Annotated in this window: 16 protein-coding genes; 11 read left to right on the top strand and 5 right to left on the bottom strand. The window is 63.3% G+C overall.

From position 1 onward, the window contains the following. Nucleotides 1-47 precede the first annotated feature (47 nt). Nucleotides 48-785 carry a class F sortase gene (locus ACSMXN_RS00380; protein ID WP_022915045.1) on the bottom strand — a complete coding sequence of 246 codons (738 nt, stop codon included), beginning with the start codon at nucleotides 783-785 and terminating at the stop codon, nucleotides 48-50. Then, nucleotides 778-7,929 (bottom strand): DUF7507 domain-containing protein, encoded by a 7,152-nt coding sequence (locus tag ACSMXN_RS00375; protein ID WP_051149020.1) that lies wholly within the window; start codon nucleotides 7,927-7,929, stop codon nucleotides 778-780. The genes ACSMXN_RS00380 and ACSMXN_RS00375 overlap by 8 nt, the downstream gene beginning before the upstream one ends. A 627-nt stretch (nucleotides 7,930-8,556) precedes the next feature. On the opposite strand from ACSMXN_RS00375, the gene ACSMXN_RS00370 reads away from it, so the two are divergent. From ACSMXN_RS00370 to treZ, 5 genes are all read left to right on the top strand, one after another. Continuing rightward, entirely contained in the window at nucleotides 8,557-8,967 is a 411-nt protein-coding gene (locus ACSMXN_RS00370) for a hypothetical protein (RefSeq protein ID WP_022915047.1), read from the top strand. 200 nt (nucleotides 8,968-9,167) lie between these two features. Then, complete coding sequence (locus tag ACSMXN_RS00365) at nucleotides 9,168-9,767, top strand: SAM-dependent methyltransferase (protein ID WP_196811416.1); 600 nt, start codon at nucleotides 9,168-9,170, stop codon at nucleotides 9,765-9,767. Nucleotides 9,768-9,915: 148 nt separating this feature from the next. Next, nucleotides 9,916-12,024, top strand: a complete 2,109-nt coding sequence (glgX, locus tag ACSMXN_RS00360; protein WP_022915049.1) for a glycogen debranching protein GlgX — start codon at nucleotides 9,916-9,918, stop codon at nucleotides 12,022-12,024. Continuing rightward, nucleotides 12,024-14,351, top strand: a complete 2,328-nt coding sequence (gene treY, locus ACSMXN_RS00355) for a malto-oligosyltrehalose synthase (RefSeq protein WP_022915050.1) — start codon at nucleotides 12,024-12,026, stop codon at nucleotides 14,349-14,351. The genes glgX and treY overlap by 1 nt, the downstream gene beginning before the upstream one ends. Then, complete coding sequence (gene treZ / locus ACSMXN_RS00350) at nucleotides 14,351-16,159, top strand: malto-oligosyltrehalose trehalohydrolase (RefSeq protein WP_022915051.1); 1,809 nt, start codon at nucleotides 14,351-14,353, stop codon at nucleotides 16,157-16,159. The genes treY and treZ overlap by 1 nt, the downstream gene beginning before the upstream one ends. A 3-nt stretch (nucleotides 16,160-16,162) precedes the next feature. Here treZ and ACSMXN_RS00345 read toward each other — a convergent pair whose 3' ends face one another. After that, nucleotides 16,163-17,329, bottom strand: a complete 1,167-nt coding sequence (locus ACSMXN_RS00345; RefSeq protein WP_196811417.1) for a GGDEF domain-containing protein — start codon at nucleotides 17,327-17,329, stop codon at nucleotides 16,163-16,165. Nucleotides 17,330-18,375: 1,046 nt separating this feature from the next. Here ACSMXN_RS00345 and ACSMXN_RS00340 point away from each other — a divergent pair. The 4 genes from ACSMXN_RS00340 to ACSMXN_RS00325 all read left to right on the top strand — a co-directional run bounded on the left by ACSMXN_RS00340 (nucleotide 18,376) and on the right by ACSMXN_RS00325 (nucleotide 23,387). Further along, on the top strand, nucleotides 18,376-19,467 hold the full coding sequence (locus tag ACSMXN_RS00340) for a permease (RefSeq protein ID WP_022916116.1): 1,092 nt from the start codon (nucleotides 18,376-18,378) through the stop codon (nucleotides 19,465-19,467). A 10-nt stretch (nucleotides 19,468-19,477) separates the two neighbouring features. Continuing rightward, nucleotides 19,478-20,206: a TIGR03943 family putative permease subunit gene (locus ACSMXN_RS00335; RefSeq protein WP_022916115.1), complete on the top strand. Its 729-nt coding sequence runs from the start codon at nucleotides 19,478-19,480 to the stop codon at nucleotides 20,204-20,206. 113 nt (nucleotides 20,207-20,319) lie between these two features. Beyond that, a complete protein-coding gene (locus tag ACSMXN_RS00330) occupies nucleotides 20,320-21,900 on the top strand; it encodes a trypsin-like peptidase domain-containing protein (RefSeq protein ID WP_455407661.1) in 1,581 nt (526 codons plus the stop codon). A gap of 215 nt (nucleotides 21,901-22,115) precedes the next feature. Next, on the top strand, nucleotides 22,116-23,387 hold the full coding sequence (locus ACSMXN_RS00325) for a fibronectin type III domain-containing protein (RefSeq protein ID WP_022916084.1): 1,272 nt from the start codon (nucleotides 22,116-22,118) through the stop codon (nucleotides 23,385-23,387). A 22-nt stretch (nucleotides 23,388-23,409) separates the two neighbouring features. On the opposite strand, the gene ACSMXN_RS00320 is transcribed toward ACSMXN_RS00325, so the two are convergent. Beyond that, nucleotides 23,410-23,676: a DUF6191 domain-containing protein gene (locus tag ACSMXN_RS00320; protein ID WP_022916083.1), complete on the bottom strand. Its 267-nt coding sequence runs from the start codon at nucleotides 23,674-23,676 to the stop codon at nucleotides 23,410-23,412. 175 nt (nucleotides 23,677-23,851) lie between these two features. Here ACSMXN_RS00320 and ACSMXN_RS00315 point away from each other — a divergent pair, with 175 nt between their 5' ends. Both ACSMXN_RS00315 and ACSMXN_RS00310 read left to right on the top strand, forming a co-directional pair. After that, nucleotides 23,852-24,952 carry a methyltransferase gene (locus ACSMXN_RS00315; RefSeq protein WP_027140093.1) on the top strand — a complete coding sequence of 367 codons (1,101 nt, stop codon included), beginning with the start codon at nucleotides 23,852-23,854 and terminating at the stop codon, nucleotides 24,950-24,952. A gap of 129 nt (nucleotides 24,953-25,081) precedes the next feature. Beyond that, nucleotides 25,082-25,999 (top strand): class I SAM-dependent methyltransferase, encoded by a 918-nt coding sequence (locus ACSMXN_RS00310; RefSeq protein ID WP_022916081.1) that lies wholly within the window; start codon nucleotides 25,082-25,084, stop codon nucleotides 25,997-25,999. Here ACSMXN_RS00310 and ACSMXN_RS00305 read toward each other — a convergent pair whose 3' ends face one another. Then, the gene (locus tag ACSMXN_RS00305) at nucleotides 26,000-26,512 is read right to left on the bottom strand and encodes a YdcF family protein (RefSeq protein ID WP_022916080.1); all 513 of its coding nucleotides are present in this window, start codon (nucleotides 26,510-26,512) and stop codon (nucleotides 26,000-26,002) included. Nucleotides 26,513-26,724 lie beyond the last annotated feature (212 nt).

Below are 26,724 nucleotides of genomic sequence, written 5' to 3'. Positions count from 1 at the left end.
CACTCGGGCGGGCGCCGGGACGGGCGCCGATGGAGGTAGCAGTGGCCTTAGCCCGGGACGGCAGTCACGATGACGTTGTCGCGATACGTCGAGGTGCCGTCCGCGAGGTGCTCGATCGGGCCACCGCACGTCACGACCACGAGCCTTCGCGGTCCGGACGGTCCAGCGAACACCGCCGCCGGTAACGCAGCCTTCTCGGCTGTCTCCAGCGCGATCACCCGCCAGCGAGTGTGCGATGTGGCCGATCCCGAGAGGTAGATGACATCACCGGCCCGAACTACCGATAACACGTGCAAGGCACCGTTGCCTTGACCGACGAAGTCGACGTGGCCCGCGAGCAAAGTCGTCCCCGTCGTTGATACCAGCGGAGCGCCCTGATCCCACAACCCGACCTGGTGTACGTCACCAGGAATGATCAGCTGTCTGTCCGCCACCGTGGTTCGGACGATCGGCGCATCGATGCATACGGCGGGCACAAGAATTCGACTCGTGACACCAGCCGGAGAATGTGTCGACAAGGACGCACAGCCGTCCACCGGCAACGCGTCGTCGAGAGCGGCCGCGGCGCTTGCGGGCAGCGGTGTAATCGCCGCTGGATCCACCCGGAACGTTCGAGTCGGCAAGGGCGCTGCATGGGCTCGGTGCGTTCGCGCGCCGTCGGCGATCAGGCCGACACCAGTCGCCAACAGCGCCACGGTCACGACGGCGCAGATCACCCAGCCGACCCAACCGGGCCAGCGACTGGTCGGCTGCTGGTCTTCACGACCGGCGGCAGGGTCAGCCATCAACGTTGACGCCGCCCCTGCCGTGAAGGCGTCGGCGCGCGAACAGCAGCAACGAAGCGAGGCCCGCGAGCACCAGACCAATTCCTGCACTGATGACTACCGCGTTGGGTCCACGGCTTGGTCCTGGTCGACCGGTGTCGATCAGATCCGCGTCAACGGATTGCCCTGGGTCTGTCAGCGGCGCAACTGTTACCGGGTCGACCTTCACGCTGGCGCTGGCGCTTGCGGTCAGCGATGCGCCGGCGATGCGGTTACCGCACGCTGCCTCCGTCCTCAGAGTGCTGGCGACGCGGACGTTCGCGACGCTCGTTACGACGGCGCTGGAGCATGAAACAGTTGGCAGCGCGGTGACCGTGGCGGTGTTTGTGTAATCGGCGTCCGGAGCGGTCACGATGCAGGTATAGCTCGCGGCCGCGCCCGCTTTAAGCGTCAGGAACGTGTGGTCGCAGGCATGGGCGGTGGGGTCGTGCACCCGCGCATTCGCGAGATCAGTGTCGCCGGTGTTGCGGACGGTAATGGTGTACATGATCGATCCGCCGGCGGTCACCCGCTTGGAGTTCGCCTGTTTGCTCATTGCGATCGCCGGGTGAACGACATCGAGAGCGATCGCAGTTGCCGCGCTGACTGGCGGCCCGACACTGGGGTCACCGGTAACAGTCGCGTGGTTAGTCGTGTCAGCGGCGGGTGCGGTCGTTGAGCAGGTGTAGACAACCGTGGCACCCGGTGCGAACGGATCCGGCAGATTGTGGTCGCACGCTGCCAGCGAGGGATCGACGACCTTTGTGCCAGTCAGCGCGGTATCGCCAGTGTTGGTGACCGTCATGCGATAGGTAATCCGATCGCCCGGACGTACGACATTGCCCGGCAGGGCCACCCCGGTGATGGACACGCTTGGGTGGATCACGTCAATTGCAGCAGCTGCCCGCTCTGTGATCGGGTTCAAAGTGGGATCCAGCCCCGTCACACTGGCCACGTTAGTGAAGTCGTCGGCCATGGCCGACATGCTGCAGTGATAACTGACCTGCTGGCCCGGCTGGAGGGTGCCCAGGCTCTTTACGCAGTCGGCGGCAAGCGCATCGGCGACGTCTACCGAATCCAGGGCCACATCACCGGTGTTCGTAACAGTGATCGTGAAATCGATCGAGTCGCCAACCCGGGCCCGAGGCGCCGCGGCAACCTTGGTGATGGTGATGGCCGGATGAATCACCTGCACGCTAACGGAATCGGTGGCCTTGACCGCCGGCCCTGACGGCGGCGTCCCGGTCGCAACCGCCGTGTTGGTCAACGAAGTCAGTGGGGCAGCGATCGTGCAGGTGTAGGTGGCGTGACCGCCAACGGCAAGCGCACCGACATTGCGAGAACACGCGCTGAAGGACGGGTCGACGACCACTGCTGCCAACGCTACGTCGCCTGTGTTCGTCACTGTGATCGTGAAGGTCACAGGGTCACCGAATCGCGCCTGAACGACGTCCGCAGTCTTGGTGATCGCGATTTGCGGATGATCAACAACCAATTGCGCGCTGGCTGAATCGTTCACGTCCGGACCGAACGGAGCCTGCGCAGTCGCGGTTGCAGTATTCGTGAAGCTATTGCTGGGCGCTGTGAAGGGACACGTCCAACTCTGTGATTGCGCTGCTGCCAACGACAGACCGGATCGGGCACAGGCGCTGACCAGCGGATCGGTGACGGCAATGTTGGTGAGTGGCACATCGCCGGAATTCGTGACCGTGATCGTGTAGGTCACCGGGTCGCCCGCCTGGGCATCAGCGGGCGAGACAGCTTTCGCGATCGTGATTGCCGGGTGAATCACGTCGATCGGTGCGCCCGCGCTGTCGGTTACAGCGTGTCCGGTTGGATCCGTCGCTGTAGCCGTTGCTGTGTTGACGAAATCAACCGAACCGGCCGTCATCGAACACTGGTAGCTCGATGTTTGATTCGGGCCAAGTGGGCTTGGAATGGTTCGGGCGCAATCCGCAGCCGTAGGGTCCGTCACCGCGACCGCGGTCAGGGGCGCGTCACCGGTGTTCGTCACGGTGATCGTGAAGTTCACGGTGTCACCCGGGCGCGCCTGCGGTTGCGTGGCGACCTTGGTTATGACGATCCCTGGGTGAATCACCTGGATGGCCGCCGCGGCCGCCGCTGTCACTATGTTGCCGAGTGGATCGGTGCTACTGACAACGGCCGTGTTCGTGAAGTCGACCGACCCAGCGGTCATCGAGCACTGGTAGGCGGAGGATGCGCCTGGGTTGAGCGGCGACGTGATCGCCTGCACGCAGGCCGCCGCGGTCGGATCACTGACCGACACTGCCGCCAACGGCACGTCACCGGTATTCGTCACGGTGATCGTAAACGTGACCGTGTCACCTTGCCTCACCTGCGATTGCGCTGCCACCTTGGTGATGGTCACCGCAGGGTGGATGACATCGATCGGTGCCGATGCACTCGCGTTGACGGCGTTGCCCAGCGGATCGGTGCCCGTCGCCGTGGCCGTATTTGTGAAGTCAGCTGCGCCGGCCGTCATCGAACACTGATAGGTCGACGTCACATTCGGGGCCAGCGGCGACGCAATCGCCTGCGCGCAACTCGCTGCGATCGGATCGCTGACCGACACCGCCGCCAACGGCACGTCGCCGGTATTCGAAACCGAGATCGTGAAGTCGACGGTGTCGCCCGGCCGGGCCTGCGTCTGCGCTGCCACCTTGGTAATCGCTAGCGCCGGGTGAATGACGTCGACGGCCGCAGTCGCGCTCGCCATCGCGGCGACACCGACCGGATCGACGCCCCCCGCGGTGGCAGTGTTGGTGAAGTCGGTCGCCCCTGCCACCATCGAACACGTATACGTGGCCGTGCCATTCGGCGCGAGCGGCGAGGCCAAGGTACGCCCACAGGAGGGCGCAATCGGATCGGTCACCAACACCGAGGTCAGTGGGACATCGCCGGAGTTCTTCACCGTGATCGTGAACGTCACGGTGTCGCCTGGTCGGGCCTGCGCAAGCGTCGCAACCTTGGTGATGGTGATGGCCGGATGAATGACGTCTAACGTCGCCGACGCAGTTGCTGATGCGGTCTTGCCGCCAGGAGCGTCGGCATTGACGTTCACGATGTTGGTGATGTCATCAGCGGGTGCCGTCGAGTTGCAGGTAATAGGGGTCGCGACAGCACCAACAGCCAGACTGCCGATATTCGCCGAACACCCCGGCACCAAGGGATCGGTGACGACGACGTTTGTCAGCGCAATGTCGCCGCTGTTAGTGACATTCACCGTGTACGTAACTGGATCGCCCGGATGGGCCTGCGCCGGGTTCACCGATTTGGTAATCGTCAGAGCAGGCGCTGAGGTGAACTGGGCGAAAAGGTAACCGGTGGTATTGGTGGCTACCGGAAGGGTGATCGCGCTGACGACCCCAGTTGCACCGACCCCGCCGGCCGTACCCGCCGTAGATGCTCCAGCTACGAAACCGGCCGCGACCTGGGGTGTCACCGAGTACGTCCCTGGGCGCAGCGGGCCGAAGCTGAAGTTGCCGGTCGCGGCGGTGGTTGTCGTCAGCGACACGGGCTGGCCGAGGTCGTTCGTTCCGGTCAGTGTTACGGTCACCCCGCCCAGGCCGACTTCTCCTACGTTTACCGCGCCGTTCTTGTTGAGATCGTTGAAGACCCGACCGGCGAGAGATGACGTTGCATAACCGAAATTCGCTGAAAGCGTCTGCGGTGTTGTTGTTACGGTAACTACCGAGGACTCGTCCGGCACGGTTGTGCCACTGTCCGGGTCAAAGGTGGCGGCATAGGCCGGGAATAGCGTCCGAACAGACGTCGGGCCGTTGCCGGTGTCGATCGCCACCGTGTAACTGCCAGCGGCCTGATCGGGAAATGTGTAGACGCCGGCGGCGTTCGTGACCGCCGTCGCGACGACAGTACCGCTCGAGTTCTTGAGCGCTACCCCGACGCCCGCCAAGCGGCCGGTCTCGCCCGCATTCACGACGCCGTCGCCGTTGACGTCGGTCCAGAGAGTCCCGTTGATCGTCGAGCCGGCGGCTTTGAACGACGCCGGGGCGCTCACGGCAGCCGAGGTCAGATCGGGCGCGCGCACGGTCGCAGCGTTTGAATAGGTGTCGTTGTTGGCATTTCCCACCATCGCGAAACCTAAACGCAGAGTGTGGCTCGCCGCCGATGCCAAGGTTCCCGAGATGTCGCGCACGGCGGTTGTCGCCCCGATGGTGGCAGGACAACCAGCTGTACCGAACTGGGAGGCTAGACACCATCGTGTCGCGCCGCCCACGAGATTCGAGGCCGCGTCCGGATCGGAGCTGATCGATGCCGGTGCTGCGCTCGTGTAATAGAACGTCGATCCGGAACGAGGCGTGGTCAGGTCCCGCGCGCTGATAGGCAAGGCGTTCGGCACGGTCGAAAGCGCATCGTCGGTGGTGATCGACGTGAGCGACGAGCTGCCGTGAATCACCGAAGCCGGCGTACGGCCATCGCCGTTGAACGCGAACAGGTCAATCAGATCGGTCGACGGTCGAGCGCTGGACGAGGGATTGACGTACGTGAGGTTGTAGCCGACCGGTGTGGCAGTGCTGTCCGCCTCGTTGACCTGGACCACAGCACGCAACGGTGTCTTTGCCACGCCGAGGAGCAGGGGGTTGACCGCGCGGATCTGAACCGCGGCGTAACGAGCAGTGCCGGTACAGCCTGCTGCCGCGGGATTGAGCGGAAAAAACGCTTGCTCGGGCGCCGAGACCGTCGTGGTCGCCGGCACCGAGTATCCGTTCGATTTACCTGCGGCCTCACAGCTCGCGCCACCCGCCATAACCGGTCGGGCGTCGACCTGGGTGCCGTCGCTCTTACGCACATCGAGGACGACTTGGTTCAACATCAGGGTTGCGTCCGGCGTCAGTACGTCCAGAGTCGCCTTGTACGTTGCGGTAGGCAGTGCGAATTGCGTGCTGTTACCGGGGTAAACAGCGGTGAAGTCCCACACCAGTAACGTTGAACCGTCGGCTTCGGAAATGACAGCCGACGGAGCGGGTGTCGCGGAGCCGGCGACATAGGCGAACTGTGCGGGCAGCCGATCGTAATAACGGAAAGTCTGATTCGCGGCGACGTCGGCGTTGATGACCATGCCGCCGCCGAGCGTGAAGGTCTCTTGCGTCCCAACTGAGAGGTTGCCGGCGCTCCCGGTCTTGCTTGGGGTGGCGACGACGCCCGTGGCCGGTATCGGGATGACCCAGCGCGGGTTCACGCCACCGGTCCAGTCCGGAGTCCAGGCAGTCGCCCCGGGTGGTATGAACGCCGGCGAATCCGGCAGCGTGGAGCCAGGCGGTAAGGCTTGGCCAGCTGTCGGCGTGCCATCGGGTCGGAAGGTGCTGCGCGTCTGGAAACGGAACTTGAAGGCGACCGATTGGCCGGGATCAAGCGGGGCAAGCAGCGTGACGCGAACCTTCGACACGATCTGGTCGACGGTAAGTCCCCGGCTCGCGGCCAGCGAGAGCAGCGCGGGATCGGTCAACGACGTGTACCAGGTTCCCGTCGCGTCAGAACAAGACGCCGCACGCATCGTGGTTTCACTTTGCGGCGACGCAGCTGACCAGTCTGTGACGCCGTACTCGACCGTGTACGCGCTAGGTGCCATCGTGAAGTTGTTGGTGTTGTTGTAACCCGTTCCTACCGTGTGCGCACCGTACTGGGCGGGTTGCGGCGCGGCAATGCCACTCGTAACGGCTGTGACGATCTGGCCGGACGGCCACGGCATCACGTTGGTCGTCGACGGGTCCCACTTCTCACATACCGCGGCGCCAGGCCACGGCTGTGTCCCGTTGTTGCCGAGGTCCAGGGTTGCTGTGGTGATCGCTCCGCTGGCGATCGCGATCACGCCCGAATTCCCGCCGCCAATCGTCGACCCTGTAGCGACCGGATTGGCAACGTCTGCTGCTGTGATGATCTTTGACTCGGTTGGCACGATGTTCTTATTGACGCTCTGACTACCAGTGTTGTTCGGCCCTGGTTCTCCGGCCCCGGGATAGTTCACTCCACCGCCGGCAAGCGGGCCGGTGAACGGCGCCCCCACCACGGTGAGGTTCGAGGCGCCGGTGGGCAAACTGCTCAGCGGCGTCCATACAGCTAGCCACACGGCACCCAGGTTTCCGCCCAGGCTTGTGGCATCAGGCAGGACCATCGCCGAGTAGTTGACCGTCGAGCCGGTGAGCGAACAGGTCGCAGTTGTCGCCAGGATTCCGCCGTTGCCGGGTACCAAGTTTCCATAACCGGGATTGCCGGTCGCTGAGGGATTTCGGTTGCCGCCACAGCCGGTGCCCCAGTCTCCCCAGTTCAGAAGCTGCGAGCCCGCGGGGAGGCTCGCCAGGCTGAGCGCCATGTTCACCGGTTGGCCGAGAGTTCCGTCGCCGACGCCACCACGAAAGGCCACGGTGGCGAGGAAGAACGAAGCCACCCCTGGCGTCAGGCCGTCCGCTGATTTATAGGGGACGGTCCCATCGCCGCCGACGCTGAGGTCAAATTTCGAGTCGGCCCGTTTCGAGGCTACGTAGTCCGCGCTGGTCGATCCGGCAACGGCTGCCGACGTCGCACTGCTGACCGTGCCAGACGCACTGACCGCGGCGCCGTCCGCGCTGTCTGTGGTCAGGATCAACGGAACGTCGACCGCACCCACCACATTGGCCGTGGTATTCGGAACGACGCAGGTGAAGGATCGAGTTGTAGCACCGGTGGAACCAGCCCCGCACGCCGCTGGCAGCGCTCCCCAGACCGCCGCAGGCTGACCGTCTGCCGCCAGGGGCAAGGTGCCCACGATTCTAATGTTGGTGTCGGCAGCTGAGACCGAGTAGGTAAACCGCGCGGTTGCAGTGTCCCGAACGCGCAAGATCTGATCGGTGCCAGCGACCGATGTATCGCAGCCAGCGGTGTGGGTGGGCGAACCTGCGGTCTGTGCCACGCAGTTGTTCGGGGCGCCACCGACCGGATCGGCCGCAGCGGTGCCAGACGTCAGACGCGACACCGTCAGGCCGAGAGTGGCCGCGAACGCTGGACCAGCGCTGACAAATGCGACGCCGAACGCCATGGCCATCGTGGCGATGAGCGCAGCTGCCTGCGTCGCTGCCGTTCGTCGTTGCCCAGCAAGTGCTTTAGCCATTTCCACGCCCACCGATTCCCGCATTTGCGGCCAGATCCGCACTACCTGAACAAGAGCTCTGGTGCTCAGACGCGGCTACGATCTGATCGTGACGATTGATGCGTCGATTGTTATCTAGCTCACACAGTGCCTGCGTTTTACCACGAATTCGGAGGCTTCGTGGCTGAACTTTCAAACGAATCAAGGTGAAAACCGCCCGGGCCGGGGGGTCCCGGGCGGCCGTCATCTTCATCCGGTGGAGTCAGCCCGAGCCGCTCGATGAGCTGGCGGGGACGAACGCCGTTCCCGGATCGGCAACGACGGTAAGAAGATCGGAGCTTGTCCGCCCAACCGGAATTGAGAGGGTTTCCCGCACCCTCCCTGGAGAGGTTGTTAAATCCGCTTACGGAAACGGGAACGTACGCCCACTTGCGAACCGACGCAACTCAGTGCGCATAGCCACTAGTCAAAGCCGAGGCTCGACCCGAACGTTGATTTTCCGATGGGTTGTTCATCGGGGGATCGCCGGTGACTATCCGTTATCAGGCGCCCTGACCAGAACGACATATCGAGCTTTCCGGACGACAATTTCCGCCCACGAGTCTTGAGCAAGTCTTGAGGTAACAGCGAACCTGAGCAGCATGCGTCATGACCGCGGCAAGACGGCGTCTGATGAGCGTGTTCAACACTTCTCCCAGCAAGTTCCGGCGGCGACTATCAGCGATGATGTCGAGCCGAACCGCTACGGCCGTCATGAGTGCCGCGGCGGCTGACGCCGGCATCGCGGCGCCGATGCCTGCACATCTGTACGTCTCGGAATGCACCGCGGCCGCCGAGAGCGTCGGCGGCAAGTGCGTCATTCGCGGCGTCCTGATCTCCGCCGAGATGAAGCCCGCCTCGGCCACACATCGCTGCCACCCTCCGGCCCATCGCTGGCCGCGACCTGGCCAGACCCTCACCGTCACGATTGATCGCACCGACCCTCACCGAATGCACGTGCACTGGTCCGATCTTGAGTCCCAGCCACCCAAACCACCGCCAAAACCAACAACGCGCTAGACCGCCATGGCACAAATGCAGCAGACAACGCAAAAGCAGCATCGCTGGCTGACCTTCGGTCCCTGATCGAGGTAGTGTTGTGAGCACGGTTCAGCAGCTAGCCGGAAGACAGAGTTTGGCCTTTGTTCCCGGCAGGTAACGCTCAAGTCCCCCGAGCCGTCACCTGCCTAGTACAGACTCGTGACGAAGGCGACATGACGATGACTGATCTGCAGCATCTGAACGATCTCTTTGCTGCCAGCGAAGATCCTTGGCACATGCGAAGCGGCTGGCATGCCCAGCGCAAACGCGATCTTCTGCTCGCCACCTTGCCCAACAGCCGCTACGTCTCGACCTTCGAGCCTGGCTGTTCCCAAGGCGAACTAACCCCGGACCTGGCACGGCGAAGCGAGCGACTGCTCGCAGTCGACGGCTACCGCGACAACGTGACTGCCACCCGGAATCGAACGTCGCACCTGTCCAACGTAACTGTCGACCACCGCCATCTGCCTGATGACTGGCCTCGGGGCGAGAAGTTCGACCTCATCGTCCTCAATGAGATCGGATCGATGGCCGAAGCTTCCGAGTGGGCCACCATGGCTGACGCTGTCCTCGACAGCCTGGACGCCGACGCCACGGTACTGGCTTGCCATTGGCAGCACCACTTCCCCGGCCGGACGCTGCAGACCGAAACCCTGCACGGTCTGCTGGACAGCATCCTCGGTCTGCCAAGACAGACTCGAGTCAGCGACGCCGACTTCACCATCGCAGTGTGGACGACCCGGCCGAGAACGACCTCGGAACGGGACGGGTCGCTCTGAGATGGCGTCTACGAGATCTACCCGCACGACCCAGAAATCCACCAAACCCCAATCAGGCGCGGACTTCAGCGCCGATAGCAAACCGGTTCAGACGGCTCCGGTCATACCTGACAAGATGCCAGAAACACCGACACGGGACACTGGCGGGATGCAACTCTGGCCAGGCAAGGCATATCCCCTCGGTGCGTCATACGACGGCTCGGGAACCAACTTCGCCCTCTTCAGTGAGGTCGCAGAGCGGGTGGAACTGTGCCTATTCGACCGTGATGGCGTCGAGACCCGTGTCGCGCTGCCCGAGGTCGACGGCTTCGTGTGGCACGCGTTTCTGCCCGGCGTCGAGCCTGGCCAGCGCTATGGCTATCGGGTGTACGGTCCGTACGAGCCTGAGCACGGTCACCGCTGCAACCCGAACAAGTTGCTGCTCGATCCGTATTCGAAAGCAATCGACGGCAGGTTCCGGTGGGATCAGTCACTGTTCAGCTACAACTTCGGTGACCCTGACAGCTTCAACGACGAGGACTCCGCGCCAAGCATGCCGAAGTCGGTGGTCATCAACCCGTTCTTTGACTGGGGCGTGGATAGACCGCCGAAACGCGAATACGCCGACACCGTCATCTATGAGGCACACGTCAAGGGCTTGACGCAGACACACCCCGACATCCCCGAAGAGATTCGCGGCACGTACTCAGCGATCGCCCACCCGGTGATGATCGAGCATCTGAAGAACCTCGGGGTGACGGCGATCGAACTGATGCCGGTGCACCACTTCGCCAACGACTCGACGCTCATCGACAAGGGTCTTTCGAACTACTGGGGCTACAACACGATCGGCTTCTTCGCGCCCGATCACAAGTACACCGCGAGCAGTACACCCGGCGGCCAGGTCCAAGAATTCAAGGCGATGGTGCGCACCTTGCACGACGCCGATATCGAGGTCATCCTCGACGTGGTCTACAACCACACAGCCGAGGGCAACCATCTCGGCCCGACGCTGAGCATGCGCGGAATCGACAATGCGGCGTACTACCGTCAGGTCGAGGACGACCAGCGCTACTACATGGACTACACCGGCACCGGTAACAGCCTCAATGTCCGACACCCGCACTCGCTGCAGCTGATCATGGACTCGCTGCGTTATTGGGTCACCGAGATGCATGTCGACGGCTTCCGGTTTGATCTCGCTGCCACCTTGGCTCGTGAGTTCTACGATGTGGACCGGCTTTCGAGCTTCTTCGAACTCGTCCAGCAGGATCCGACTGTCAGCCAGGTGAAGCTGATCGCCGAGCCGTGGGACGTCGGGCCCGGCGGGTATCAGGTCGGCAACTTTCCGCCTCAATGGACTGAGTGGAACGGCAAGTACCGAGACACCGTAAGGGACTTCTGGCGCGGTGAGCCGGCGACCCTCGGCGAGTTCGCGGCCCGGCTCACCGGCTCGTCCGATCTGTATGAGCATTCGGCGCGACGGCCAGTGGCCTCGATCAACTTTGTCACTGCCCATGACGGCTTCACGCTGCTCGACCTCGTCTCTTACAACGAGAAACACAACGAGGCCAACGGTGAGGACGGCAAGGACGGCGAGAGCCACAACCGGTCGTGGAACTGTGGGGTCGAAGGCCCGACGGACGATGAGCAGGTGCTGGCGCTGCGATCCCGCCAGCAACGGAACTTCCTCGCCACGCTCATGCTCTCCCAAGGTGTGCCCATGATTTCCCATGGGGACGAACTGGGGCGGACACAACTAGGGAACAACAACGGTTTCTGCCAGGACAACGAGATCACCTGGGTCAACTGGAACACCGTCGACCAGGAGCTCATGGAATTCGCTCACCAGATCGCCGGGCTGCGAGCAGCTCACCCGGTCTTTCGCCGACGACGTTTCTTCGACGGCTTGCCGGTGCGCCGCAAGGGCACGGTCGGACAACCAGATATCGACTGGTTCGCGCCAGACGGTGACGAGATGACCGATGAGGACTGGGGATCCGGCTTCGGTCGCTCGGTCGGCGTATACCTCAACGGCCAGGGAATCCCCGACCGCGACGCCCGTGGCGAACGAGTGGTGGACGATTCGTTCGTTCTCTGCTTCAACGCCCATGACGAAGCCATCGAGTTCACCCTTCCAGGACCGGGATACAGCGCCGCCTGGCAGATAGTCGTCGACACCGAGACGGCCGTCCTGTCCGACAGCAAACCGATCGACGCCGGTGGCACGCTTACCGTCGCCGCTCGTGCACTCGTCGTGCTGCAAAGCACCGACTGATGGGTTTGGCCTCCGTACCGAGCGCTACCTACCGGCTTCAGATCACAGCAGAGTTCACCCTGTTCGACGCGGCCGATCTCACCGCCTACTTGGTCGATCTAGGCGTGAGCGCGGTATACGTCTCACCTCTGCTGCGGGCCACGGCCGGTTCGCCGCACGGATATGACGTCGTCGATCACAGCCTGGTGGATCCGGAACGTGGCGGCGAGGCCGGCCTCGCGGCACTGGCGGCGGCGTGCCGAGCGACCGGCCTGGGTTTGGTCGTCGATATTGTGCCGAACCACATGGGCGTGGCCGACGCGAGCCAGAACGTGACCTGGTGGGATCTGCTGCAGCATGGCATCGGCTCCGCCCACGCGGATTGGTTCGATGTCGATTGGGCATATGGCGACGGCAAGATCCTCATCCCGGTCCTCGGAGATGACTTCGATCCAGGTCGAGATCTCGAGTTGAAGGACGGCGAGCTGCGCTACTACGAGCACCGCTATCCAATCGCTGCGGGCACACAGCTCACGGGCGAAACGGCCGCGACGGTGCACGCGCGCCAGCACTATCGCCTCGTCAACTTCCGACGTGCCGACATCGATCAGAACTATCGGCGGTTCTTCGCGGTCACCGAACTCGCCGGCCTGCGGGTCGAGGATCCACGAGTCTTCGAGGCAACTCACGCCGAGATAATCCGTTGGGTTCGCGAGCACGGCGTGACGGGTATCCGCATCGATCACCCCGACGGTCTCGTGGATCCCGGTGGTTACTTAGAGAGGCTCGCTTCGTCGCTGGCCGAAGCTGTGGACGGGACGTGGACCACCGTCGAGAAGATCACCGAACCCGGCGAGAACCTGCCCGCGTCTTGGCCCGTGGCGGGTATGACCGGTTACGACGCCTTGGCGGAGGTCAACGCCTTGATGGTCGATCCGGCGGCCGAGGGCACGATGACTCAGCTCTACCACGAGCTGACCGGCGACGATCGCGATTACGATCAGCACATCGCAGACGGCAAACGCCTCGTTGCAACGACGATCCTGCAGGCCGAGATCCGTCGGCTCCGCCGCCTGGTCAACAGCGATGAGGACGCAGCGATCAGGGCGGCTCTCACCGAACTTGCAATCGCCTTTCCGGTGTACAGGTCCTACCTACCGCTGGGCAGCGAGCATCTCGAACACGCCGCGCAGCTGGCCAAGACCCGCCGGCCCGAGCTTGCGAGCGCCATAGACGGCCTGCTACCGCGGTTGAGCGACCCCGCTGATGAGTTGTGCGCGCGCTTCCAGCAGGTAACCGGAGCGGTCATGGCCAAGGGAGTCGAAGACACCGCTTACTACCGATATTCCCGGTTGATCTCGCTCAACGAAGTCGGTGGCTACCCGGGCACCTTCGGCTCGGGGGTAGCGGAGTTTCACCAAGCCCAGCTCCGTAGGATTGCGCGGGCTCGGCGAGGGATGACGACCTTGTCCACCCACGACACCAAGCGTGGCGAGGACATCCGCGCACGGATCGCCGTTCTTGCCGAGTTGCCAGCCGAATGGTCGGAAGTGGCCCGCCGATTGCTCGAGCTGGCGCCGGTCCCCAACGCCGCTTTCGGTTATCTGCTCTGGCAGACATTCGCGGCAACCGGTCTTATCGACCGAAACCGAATGCACGCTTATGCGCAGAAGGCCATGCGAGAGGCCGCGGACGGAACGGGGTGGATAGATCCAGAGGCGACGTTCGAATCGGCCGTGCATGCAGCGGTCGACGCCGCGTACGACAACCCCGAGGTGCGCAAGCTCGTGACCTCATTCGCGGCACGCCTCGAACCCTACGGGCGGTCGAACTCGCTGTCTCAGAAGCTGATCCAGCTGACAATGCCGGGCGTTCCGGACGTCTACCAGGGCAGTGAGCTGTGGGAGGACTCACTGGTCGACCCAGACAACCGGCGACCGGTCGACTTCGATCTCAGGAATCGTTTGCTCAAAAGCATAACGAGCGCCGCCGACTGCAAGACGATAGAACCGGCGGTGAGCCCGGCGGCAGCGAAGTTCTGGCTGACGAAACAGTCGCTGCACGCTCGACGGGATCGACCGCAGTTGTTCCACGATTACCGGCCCTTGCTCGTCGACGGACCGGCACAGGATTACTTGGTCGCCTTCGACCGCGGCGGCGCGATCACGCTCGCCACCCGCCTGCCGGTCGGTGTCGAGATCGCTGGTGGCTGGACGCAGACGAAGATCATCCTGCCGATCGGTTCGTACACCGATGCCTTGACCGATCGACGTTTCAGCGGGGAGGTCCTCGTGGCCGACATTTTCACAGACTTCCCCGTAGCCCTGCTATTACTTGAGGAATCGTAGTGTCTGAGGTCAGCGTGTGGGCACCGAAGGCATCGCGGGTACGACTATGGCTTCGCGACGCGCGACCTTCGGCTGACGGCACGCAGCCATCTGCCGTCGGCGCACGGCCCGTGACCATCGAGATGCGGCGCACAGAACAGGGCTGGTGGCGAGTGGACTCGCCGGAGGCCACGGTCGGAACGGACTACGGCTTCCTGCTCGATGACGACGAGACAGTACTGCCAGATCCGAGGTCACGTTGGCAGCCGCATGGCGTACACGAGCCCAGCCGGTTCTACGGTGATGACTTCGAATGGGCACATTCAGGTTCCGATGCCCGTTGGAGTGGCCGGCCACTGGCGGGAGCAGTCTTCTACGAGTTGCACATAGGCACCTTTACCCCTGAGGGCACACTTGATTCGGCGATCGAACGCCTCGATCACCTGTCCGATCTTGGCATCACCCATGTCGAACTGCTCCCGGTCAACGCGTTCAACGGGATCTGGAACTGGGGCTATGACGGCGTGCTCTGGTACGCCGTTCACGAGCCCTACGGCGGGCCGGATGCTCTGAAGCGGTTCGTAGACGCCTGCCATGCGCGCGGTCTTGCCGTGGCGCTCGATGTCGTCTACAACCATCTCGGCCCGAGCGGCAACTACCTGCCCAGATACGGACCATACTTCAAGAGCGGACGCAGCACCTGGGGTGACTTGGTCAACCTGGACGGCGAATCCTCAGCCGCCGTAAGGGAATACGTACTGGGCAATGCCCTGATGTGGTTGGACGAATTCCACATCGACGCGCTACGCCTCGATGCCGTCCATGCCTTGCAGGACTCATCCCCCAAGCATCTGCTCGCCGAGCTCTCCGAGCGGGTAGCGGCGCTGTCGTCGGCAAGAGGCCGCACGATGACCCTGATCGCGGAGTCAGATCTGAACGATCCGGTCATGTTCACAGCCCGCGAGCAGGGCGGGTACGGTCTCGATGGGCAGTGGGATGACGACGTCCATCACGCGCTGCACGCTCTGCTCTCAGGCGAACGTCAGGGTTATTACAGTGACTTCGGGTCGATAGCGACGCTGGCCAAGGTCTGGACGCGCGCCTTCTTTCACGACGGGACCTACTCGACGTTCCGTGGACGCAAACATGGCAAGCCAGTGGACCGCGAACGAACGCCCGGTTTCCATTTCGTGGTGTGCCTGCAGAATCACGATCAGGTCGGCAACCGAGCGTGCGGTGATCGGCTGCCCGAGATCACGCCGCCTGGGCTGCTGCGGGTCGGCGCGATGCTGTTGTTGACCTCGCCGTTCACGCCGATGCTCTGGATGGGCGAGGAGTGGGCAGCCTCAACTCGTTGGCCATTCTTCACCTCACACCCCGAACCCGAGCTCGCCGAGGCCACCGGCAAGGGACGCATCGCGGAATTCGCCGAGCACGGTTGGGACGTCTCGCAAATGATCGACCCCCAGGACCCTGCCGCTTTCGAGCAGGCGCACCTGCGTTGGGAGGAGTTACTCACCGGCCAGCACGCGTCGATGCTGGCGCTGTATCGCGAACTGATCAGATTGCGGATGACAGAACCTGCCCTGCGGGACCCGAGGCTGGACCGTGTTCAGGTGGATTTCGACGAGGAGGCGCAGTGGTTAGCCATTCACCGGGGCCCGCTGCTGGTGGTCGCGAACCTTGCAGCGCAGGCTCAGGCGGTCCCGTTGGGCGCGTCCGAGCTGCTGTTGAGCACTGCCGACGGCAACGGCTGCGATGAGTCGCTCGCGCTGAGCAAAGATCAGATTCTGCTGCCCGCACAGTCGGCGGTCATCGTCCGGCGCTGAGCCTTAACCGATGTAGCTGTACTCGACTCGATCTCGGCCCTCACGCTTGGCCGTGTACAGGGCCGCGTCAGCAATGTGCAACAAGTCCTCGACGTCTGAACCCTGCTGGGGGCAAACCGCGATACCGATCGAAGCGGACATGTCTCGGATGCCAAGGCCATTCTCGTCCCTGGTGGCAACGTGCAGGTCGCGGACGCGTTGCAGGATGCGGTCAGAGATCGCCAGCGCGTTCAGCGCGTCAACACGCGGCAGTAACGCCACGAACTCCTCACCACCGAAGCGCCCGACCGAGTCGTAGGCTCGCAACTCGTCGGTGAGGACGTCAGCTACCGCCTTGAGAACAGCATCACCGGCGAGGTGACCGTGCGTGTCGTTGATGAGTTTGAAGTTGTCCATATCGACGATCAGCAGCGCAGCAGGTACGTCAGCACGCATGCTCCGCTCGAGCTCAACCGTCGCGACTCGATGCCATGCCTGCGCATTCAGCAGGCCGGTCTTCGAGTCGGTGGTCGCCGCTTCCTGAAGCTCCTTCACCAACACGCTGCGCTGCAGGATCGCCATCGCCGGCACTACGAGCACGATCAACCAAGGCTCGTAGATGAGCGCCAGGCCCGCCAACCCGGCCAAGCACAGCGTCGAGATCTCGAGGAACGAGTCTTGCCAGATCGTCCTGAACGGCGGCGAAGAGTCTGGCCTCGAGGCAAGCCAGACGGCGCTGAAGACCAAGGCTGAGTTCGCGAAGGTGAAAGCACAAATCGCCGTTACGACGGAGGCGATGGCCAGGAACCCGGAGGGTAGCGGCTTGCCATCGGGGAACGCGGCCAGAACCTCGTGCGCGAAAATACAACTGATCCAGATAGTTGCAGCAGTAAAAAATGACCGGTATGGCGCGTTTGAGGCCGGCCTGTTGACCTTGACCCAGAGATGGGCCCGAAGGGCGATCAGCAACAGCAACGTCAGCGACAGCGGCAGGACGATGACGGCAGCGAAGATCCACACCGATGTCATGTCCACGTGACGGGTGGAACCGATCCGGTTACGGAACTTCTCAACCTTGCCTGAGACCTCCTGAAATCCAATGCTGAGGACAAGGAGAATCGCGACGTTGATCCAGGATTGCCGTGAATAGTGGTACGACATCGCCGCGAATACTGCCGTGATGAGCGCCACGGCGTCGACGCTGAGGACCAAAAGCCGAATATTGCGAGGGAGGGACCATAGCGACCATTTCCGCAAGGCACCAGAAGGTGACAAGCTGTAGGTCAACCGCGTGCGCCTCATATAAAAGTCTCTCCCCGGGATACACGCACGGTACCCGACCAACTACTAATCTGTCACCAGAGCAGGAGGCCGATACGACCCGTCTGATACATCCCTGGCCCAAGGTATGCGCAGCCGAAGATTCGTCTTTCGGCCTGCCGTTATACCTACGCGAAAAGGGGTTTCCAACGGGAAGCCTGAGGCCCCTGCTTCACGCCTGCCTTACCTTACTCACGTTTTGCTGTTCGCCCAAGCCTCATTTTCACGAAGTTGAACAGACACGAAGTTGACAGATCTGAGAGGACTCACGATGAACGCCCACTCCTGGAACTAGACCTCCGTCGCCCGCACGCCGACATGCCGGAAAGGAAGACGCCTGATGAACGCCCACTCCTGGAACTAGACCCCGCACCACCCCCACACCAACAAGCCCGAAGGGAAGACACCTGATGAACGCCCACTCCTGGAACTAGACCCCGCACCACCCCCACACCAACAAGCCCGAAGGGAAGACACCTGATGAACGCCCACTCCTGGAACTAAGAACAGTTCAAGAGACAGCCAAGACCTCGGGTCCGACAGTTTCGCCGGACCGGGACGCCGACCGTACGTCGCGACGTAGCGCCGTTCTCACAAACTAACGAGAACAACATCGCTCGGTTACGCAGCGCCAAAGACTGATCTCGGGCTCACCTAGTCGTCCTACGTGCGCTCAACCACCCCTGAACGTGCGGGCGCTCCGATAGCACATCAAAGTGACACGCGGATATAGATCAGTCGTCAGTAAGCAGCCTGGTCAGCGTCGGTCAGAGCCAGCCGCACCGGGCGACAATCTGAATAGAGCCGGAATCCGGCGAACGCTGGACGCGCACGATCGCCGTCCACAGTGAAACCCTCTGCTCCACAGCCCGGCCAGCAAGCCGGTTACTGCTCTGAGACGTTGACACGATGACCTCGTGACCAAGTTTGAGGCTTCGACGCCTAGTCCGCCGCCCTCAACGGGTTCTGACAGCTCGGGATCCACTCCTAGCTCGACGTCCACTTCGGAACGTCGCTCCGTACACCGCAGACAACCTTCAGTCGACTCCACGGCTCTGCTCTGTCTGCTCCTCCTGCTCCTCGTCCTCGTCCTCGTCCTCGTCCTCGTCCTCGCAGCAAGGTTCCGCCTGAGCTTCGAGCTGAGCCGGCCACCCGTGCAAGCGTGGACCACGATTTTCATAGCTATCTGCGTCCAGGCTGCACCGTTCGTGGCTCTCGGTATCTTGGTTTCCACGGTCATCGCAGTGTTCGTTCCGCCGTCGTTCTTTGCTCGGTCCCTTCCAGTCAGCCAAGTCCTCGCGGTACCGGTGGCTGGCCTCGCTGGCTGCCTCCTTCCAGGCTGTGAATGTGGCTCGGTGCCGGTAGCGGCCAGCCTCACCCGGCGAGGGGTGCGCGCGGGTCCGGCGATCGCGTTCCTCTTGGCGGCTCCTGCGATAAATCCCGTGGTACTTGCGGCCACCGCCGTCGCCTTTCCTGGCCATCCAGTCGTCGTCATCGCACGATTCACGGGCTCGCTTGTCGTTGCGCTCTGTCTTGGCTGGACCTGGTCCCTGACGGGACGCGAACTCCCGCTTCGTCACATGCGCATCCACCAGCATGGCGACGGTCCCGCGTGGCAACGCGCGGTCGTCACAGCGGGGCACGACTTGTCCCAGACTCTGGGGCTGCTGGTCATCGGAGCCGCGAGCGCCTCGACCTTCAACGTTGCATTCCCACGGTCCTGGCTGGGCCACGTCGCGACCAACCCGGTCGGCGGCGTCCTCACGCTTGGGCTGGTGGCCGTCTTGCTAGCGGTCTGCAGCGAATCAGATGCGTTCATCGCTGCGAGCTTCAGTCAGTTCTCGTTGACCGCTCGGCTCGTGTTCATGGTCGTCGGCCCCAGTGTCGACATCAAGCTGATCGCCTTGCAAGCAGGTACGTTCGGAGGTCGCTTCGCGAGCCGCTTCGCCCCGCTTACCTGGGTGGCCGCCATCGTCGCGGCAACAGTCACCAGCCTTGTCTTGCTGTGAGGACACCGCCGTGAACGTACGTACCCAGAGCTACCTTTTTCTGCTATTCGGCGGCGGCCTCATCCGGCTGGCAGTTAGCGACGCCCTGCTTCGGTACGTGCGCCCGGTAGCCCGCCCGTGGGTTGTCATTGCCGGAATCTCGATGGTCCTGCTAGCGCTGGCGCAGCTTGCCCTCACACATCGACAGCGTTCAGCGGGCGACGCCTTGGGCGAGCGTGGGCGCACCGGCGAGGTTCAGGTTGGCTGGCTCCGAGTTGGCGGGGTCCGAGTTGGCTGGCTCCTGTTAGCTCCAGTCGTCGCAATCCTCGTGATTGCCCCGCCGGCCTTGGGCTCCTATTCCGCCCGCCATAGCCTCCCGGTTACAGCAAGCGCAGATGTGCACAGGGGCTTCGCGCAACTCCTCGGCCCATCGCCGCATCCAATGCAGCTGTTCGACTTCACGACCCGGGTGCTGTGGGATTCTGGGAGCACCCTGATCAACACAGACGTCAAGCTGACTGGCTTCGTGCTGTCCCAACGAAGCAGCGGCTTCGTGCTCGCGCGGCTGGTCATCACCTGCTGTGCCGCCGACGCGCGGCCTGCCGAGGTATTTGTCGCCAGCTCCGATCGTCCACCAGACGATGCATGGGTGACGGTAACGGGGCGATACGCAGGCGTCGACGCATCCCAGCCAGATTTCCCACTGGTACGGGCGGCGGGGGTGGCCCGGGTGGCAGCGCCGACCAATCCCTACGATTGAACGCTGGCCCACGTCCCTGAGCGTTTCAGAGGCCTCAGGCCTCCCAGCGAAATCCTATTCCGGGCTATCTTGGGGCACAGTCTTCGCACAGAAGAAGGACGCAAGATTTCCCCATGGCCGATAACGAGTCTGCATTCGACCCTGCACAGCCTGCACAGCAACCGCCCGGCGATGCGGCTGCCAGCGATCCGGCTGCGACCGGTGGGCAGCCGGGTCAGAGCGGCGAGGTTCCGGCCACTCAACCAACAGGCCATCAACCAACTGCCCGCTATCCCTTTGCTTCGGAGGGCGCGCCCACACCGCCGCCCGCACCGAGCTACGGCGGCTACGGTCAGTCGGCCCCAGCCGATACAGGCGGCTCTGCCACGCCAAGCTCGGGTGCACCGACCTTCAGGCCCCCCGGATATGAAGACACGTCCAACTTCGGCCAACCGGGCTACGGCCAACCGGGCTACGGCCAACCGGGCTACGGCCAACCGGGCTACGGCCAACCGGGCTACGGCCAACCGGGCTACGGCGCGTACAGCCAGCCAGACGAGCAGGCCAGGGCAGATCAGGGCAGCGGCCTGACTCCCTCCGTCACGCAAACCTCTGCTGATAAGAAACACCGTGCCCGGCCGCTACTCGTCACGGCCGTGATAGCGGCCCTGATCGGTGCCGGCGTCGGCGCAGGCACGGTTGCTATCGCCGACCACAATGACAACTCCGTAAATACCGGCCTTCGAATCACCAACGACACCGGCGTTCCGGCCGCCAAGGTGGACGGCACGATCGGTGCTGCTGCGGCAAGGATCCGGCCCAGCGTGGTCACGATCAACGTCACCAACGGGCAGACGGGCGGAACCGGGTCGGGTGTGATCCTTCGGCCGGACGGCTACATCCTGACGAACGATCACGTCGTCTCCGAAGGTGCCAACGGCGGCAGCATCAGCGTCACGCTCTCCGACGGCAGAACGGCGCCGGCCACGATCGTCGGCCGCGACACGTCCGACGATCTCGCCGTCATTCGGGTCACCGCGCTGACGAACCTCACGCCTGCGACTTTTGGCAAGTCATCCTCTCTTTCAGTGGGTCAGACCGTGGTAGCCGTCGGGGCCCCGCTCGGCCTCTCGGACACGGTTACCAGCGGCATCGTCAGTAACACCGCTCGGCCAGTGCGCTCGGGTGATAACGATCAAGCCGTGTTCCAAGCAGTCCAGACCGATGCAGCGATCAATCCCGGCAACTCAGGCGGCCCGCTGGTCGACCTGAATGGCTCTGTGGTCGGCATCAACGCCGCGATCGCCACCGACAACTCCGGAGGCGGTTTGCAGATCCCGGGACAAACTCAGCAGTCGGGCAACATCGGGATTGGTTTCGCGATCCCCTCCGACGAGGCGAGCCGGATTGCCAGCGAGCTGATCGCCACTGGAAAGGCTTATCACGCCGTGATCGGCGTCTCGGTGAAAGATACGACCAGCAGTACGACCGCGGGCGTTGCACTCTCACAGGTCACAGCGGGCGGCGCCGGCGCGAAGGCTGGCCTGAAGGTCGGCGATCTCGTCACCGCTGTCGACGGAACCCCAGTGACCACAGCAGATTCTCTCATCGCGGTGATTCGCTCACACGCGCCCGGGGAGCAGGTCACACTCACCTACACCCGGGGCGGAAAGTCCGCGACGACCAAGGTCACGCTCGGAAAGTCCGACACTTAAGCCGCTCAGCAGTCCCCCCAGCACGGTTCGCCAGGGCCAGAGCTTGGAGGGGTCGCCCTACCCCGCCGCGATGCCATAAGGCACGCGTGGACAGCGTGAAGACACGCCGTACATCTGTAACGGTTCGGTAACGGTGCGTAGCCATGCCGGTGATTCTGACACATAGTTAACACCGCGCTACCCACCGTAATCACCGCACGCAACGGGGCACCACGATGCAACGAACACCTCACCGATCTCGTCGGTGGCCTACGCTCGCCGGCGTCCTTCTCCTCACGGCGGGTTTCTTCACGGCATCCATGGTCAACACCTCAGCGGCCGACGCGACGGTGAGCTCAGTTACCACCAACGCCGCACCGCCGAACGATGGCAACGGCTACGCCTGGATCAGCTACTTCCGGGGCCTGGCCGGCCTGGCCGGCGTCGCGCGCAGCGTACCGATGGAATCGCAGGAAGCCCTGCACGTGCGATACCTGGCGAACTATGCACTGCCCTGTGAAACCGACGTCCACAACGAACTCGTTCAGCGCCTAGCTACCTGCGGCGCTAATGCGCACGCAACCCTCGCTGGACGAGCCGCCGCGACCAACAGCGACATCACCCGGGTCAGCGCAAATTCGAGCGACCGCGCCGCGGTCTCGAGCTGGTTCGTGTCCGCGTTCCACGCCCTGACCTTGCTGGACCCGCGACTCAGTTCCACCGGCTATGCCGCCTACTACACGCCCAAGCCGACCGGCGCCAAGCCGATTGCTTGGCCCTACACCGCGGGCGCCGACGTCTACCGTGGCCGCGGTGCTCGCTACAACGGCATGACCGTCGCCTTCCCCGCGAACAATGCCTCGACCCCGCTGCTCTCATACACAGTGGGCAGCGAGTCACCTGAGCCGTTCCGAACCGCCACGAACGGCTGCAAGGCTTGGGGCAGCCTCACCCAGGTGTCGGCACCAGTAATGATCCAGTGGCCGCTTGCCGCTGCTGCCGGCGGCGCAGGTTCCATCGTCGATCTGACCACCGGCGTGGCACAGCCAACGTGCTCTCTGGACGCGAACGCCTACCCCGCCGGGTCGCTGCAACAGCAAATCCTCTCGGGTGTCAGTCGGGTCACCAAATCGGCGATCTACTACGCGCAAAACCCGTTCGTCCCAGGCCACCGCTATCAATTGCGAGTTCGCGGCGTCGCGGTCACGACCTTCTGGGCCGGCGTCGTACCGACACCGATGAATATCACAGGCCACGGCGCACCCGGAGCGGCCATTCTGTCGTGGTCAGCGTCCGCGTCGGGCATTGGCGGCACGCCTGTTTACCAAGCCCGTGCGTATCCGACCGCCACTTGCGGGACTGGCGCCGTTGCCGGCGCTGCTACCAACGGCCTGGCCACCAAGATCACTGGGCTGGTACGCGGACGCGTCTACTACTTTCGGGTTGCGGCAGTCAATTCCGCAAACAGCTCGCGCTGGAGCCCTTGTGTCGCGATCCGATCGACTTAGCGGGCGAACCCTGAATCAGCCGTCAGTTCTGCGGTGAACCGCCGTCGACGTCAGCATCACCGATCAGCTGGCCATCACCGACCAGCTCAGCATCAGCGCCATCGCTAGAGTCCTCGACCGCCGGGCTGGACTTCTTGCGTGAGATGACGACCTTGCCAGAATCGAGGTCGACGCGCTTGCCGCCAGAGGAGTCACCGACTTCTTCACGGGTCGAGTGCAAACGACGTTTCTCTTCGTCCATATGCCGCTTGCCCGGGTTGAAGAGTGTATCGATTCCCCATTCGGTCATATTTCGAGCGTACGCGAAGGCAGCCAAAGGCCGTACCTTCAAATTTGAGCCCGGAGCACGGCAGCGGGCCCCGGCGATGGCCCCCGCCTAGACTCGGCGGGTGCCGCCACCTTGTCCTAACGTTGCCGGGACGACTCCCGATGTATCAACGAACACCAGTTTCGACTTCGAACGGCTGAGTCGGTTTCCAGATGCTGAAGCTGCGAATCTGTTCGCAGTCGATGCGACCGATCGACTGCTGCTCGACGAAGCCGCCGAGGCGCTGGCCGGTGCACGCCCGCTGGCAGTAATCGGTGACCGCTACGGCGCTCTGACTCTAGGAGCCGTCGCATTACATGGAGCGACGTCGGTTCGGGTCCACCAGGATCTGCTCAGTTCCGAGCGCGCCCTCGCCAACAACGCCCGCCGCACCGGCCTGGCCGGCCACTACGAGAACTTCGCGCTCGATTCAGAATTGTTGACGGGCGCTGAGGTCGTCCTGGTGCAAGCCCCGACGAGCCTGGACGGCCTACGCGAGATCGCCGAGGCAGTCGCACGCTACGCGAACCCGGCGGTGCAAATGTATGTCGGCGGTCGCGTCAAACACATGACCATCACGATGAACGAGATACTCGGCCAGTCCTTCGAATCCGTCCAGCCTCGGCTCGCGCGCCAGAAATCACGCGTGCTCCTCGCAGGATCGGTCCGCCAGCCGGTGCCAGCCCCAACCTTTCCGGTTCAAGAGTTTCACCAAGACCTCGACCTGTGGGTGTGCGCCTACGGTTCAGTCTTCGCTGGTACCAAGATCGACATTGGCACGCGATACCTCCTCAGTTTTCTTGGACAGTTCGCAAAGCGGGCCGAAACAGCGATCGACCTCGGCTGCGGAACCGGAATTCTGGCGGCCGCACTCGCCAAAAGCCGACCGATGGTGTCGCTGCTGGCAACTGACCAGTCAGCCTCGGCGGTGGCGTCGAGCGTCGCGACCATGGCGAAGAACGGCCTCCAAACACGAGTCGAGGTGACTAGGGACGATGCGATGTCGGCCGTCCGCGACGGTTCAGTCGATCTCGTGCTGTGCAATCCGCCGTTCCATCTTGGTACTTCGATCGACACCGGCTCCGCTCTGGACCTATTCGACGCAGCCGGCCGGGTACTGCGACCGGGTGGGGAGCTTTGGACGGTCTTCAACTCCCATTTGAAGTACCTGGGCGCGCTGGGGCGCAGCGTTGGACCAACCACCGTGGTCGGCCGGAATCCGAAATTCACAGTCGCCAAATCCGTCCGGCGAACGTGAGCGTGCCAGTGCCGACCGCTTTGCCTGACGGAGCGTGCCAGAGCCGACGGTGTCTCCGCTAACGTAACCGCGTATGCCACCGCCGGCTGCGTTCAGACGACCACCGACAACTGAAAGGCCAGTGAATAGATGTCAAAGCCGTACGAGAAGCTCACCTATCGCGCTCTCGAGCGCGCGTCCCGGCTGGCATCGAGGACGGCGGACTCCTTGCATACGGTGTCTGACAGGTACGCGAACAAGGTTTCTGATTCAGCACCGCTCGACAAGCCGATGCAGGACATCGTGTGGTTTCACTCGATCGAACTCGCGGACGGCACGGTAACTCCGGGCGTGAAACCGCGTGAAACGCTGGCAAACGAGGAACTCGCCCTGAACCTGCCGACCAACCTGAAGGGTCACTCGGCGCTGGACATCGGTGCCTGGGACGGCAGCTTCTCATTCGAACTTGAACGCCGCGGCGCCGGGCCGGTTGTCTCTTTGGACCACTACGCCTGGTCAACGGACCAGGCCGCCTACCAGAAATATCTGCGTGAGAGCGTGGCGGCAGGCAAGGTTCCGGTTCCGCCTGACGTCGCACCCGGAACGTGGGATCCCGTTGGCCTTCCTGGCCGGGCCGGCTTCGAATACGCGCGCAAGAACCTGGGCAGCGGCGTCCGTCCGGTAGTCGGTGACTTCATGACCATGGACCTACGGGCTCTGGGACGTTTCGACATCGTTCTTTTCCTTGGCGTCCTGTATCACCTCAGAGACCCGTTCCTGGCGTTGCGGCGTTTGCGTGCAGTCACCAAGGGCACTGCCGTCATCGAGACCGCGGGCATCAATATCCCCGGGGCGTTCGACGACAAGCTGTGGATGTTTCTCGAAACGACCGAGTTGAACGATGACCCCACGAACTGGTGGGCCCCGAGCTCTGCCGGGCTCGTCGCAGCCTGTCGAGCGGCAGGTTTCCGTGATGCGCGGGTCATCCTCGAGTCGCCGGAGTACGCACCACCCATCGGCAGCTACGACCACCACTACGGGCGCATCACGGTGCACGCATACGCGTGATCAGCAACCGGGCTTGAGAAAGGCTTTCAGGTACGCGCCGGTTTGGTAGACGTATTGGTAGGCCCAGTCCCCGAGACTGATGCCCTTTCGCGCGGCGGCCATCTCTACCTTGCCGTCGAAACAGCGTTCGACGATCATCCGGGCCCTGGACACGTGGTACGTCGAGGTAACGACGATGATGCGCGTCCAGCCATGTTGTTTGCTCAACGCTGCAATCTCGCGTGCCTCGCCCTGGGTGGTTGCGGGCTCAGGCAGAAAGCACACCACCTGCTTGCCGGTGACGCCCGCGCTGCAGATTGATTTCAGCGATCGCTGGTAGTTCGAGCCCACCGACTCGATGAGGGTGTCCGCGCGGCCGGCATCGAGAAGCTCGAGGCCCTCTGTCTGGCGACCGTTCCGGTCCGGCGAGCCGAGCACCAAGATGGCGTCGACGCTACTGAGCCGATTGGTCTTGGGGTTGACGATGACGAAGTAGCCGCCCACTAACCACACGACCAACAGCAAGGACGCCACGGCCAACGACCACCTGACCCAGCGAAGACGCAACGGCGCAGGGGCCCGCAGTCCAGGGACGCGGAGCGCGCGGCGCCATCTCGACACCGAAGCCCCACCCGCCACACAGACACCCTAGCGTCCAGTTTTACGCCCACCAAACTCATCGTTGCGGCAGCCAAACTCGTCGTTGCGGCATCCAAACTCGTCGCTGCGGCAGCCAAGCTCGCCGT

It is taken from the genome of Parajatrophihabitans canadensis, from assembly GCF_053764775.1.
The sequence above is the reverse complement of the archived record's forward strand: the minus strand, read 5'-3'. Positions and strand labels throughout refer to the sequence as shown.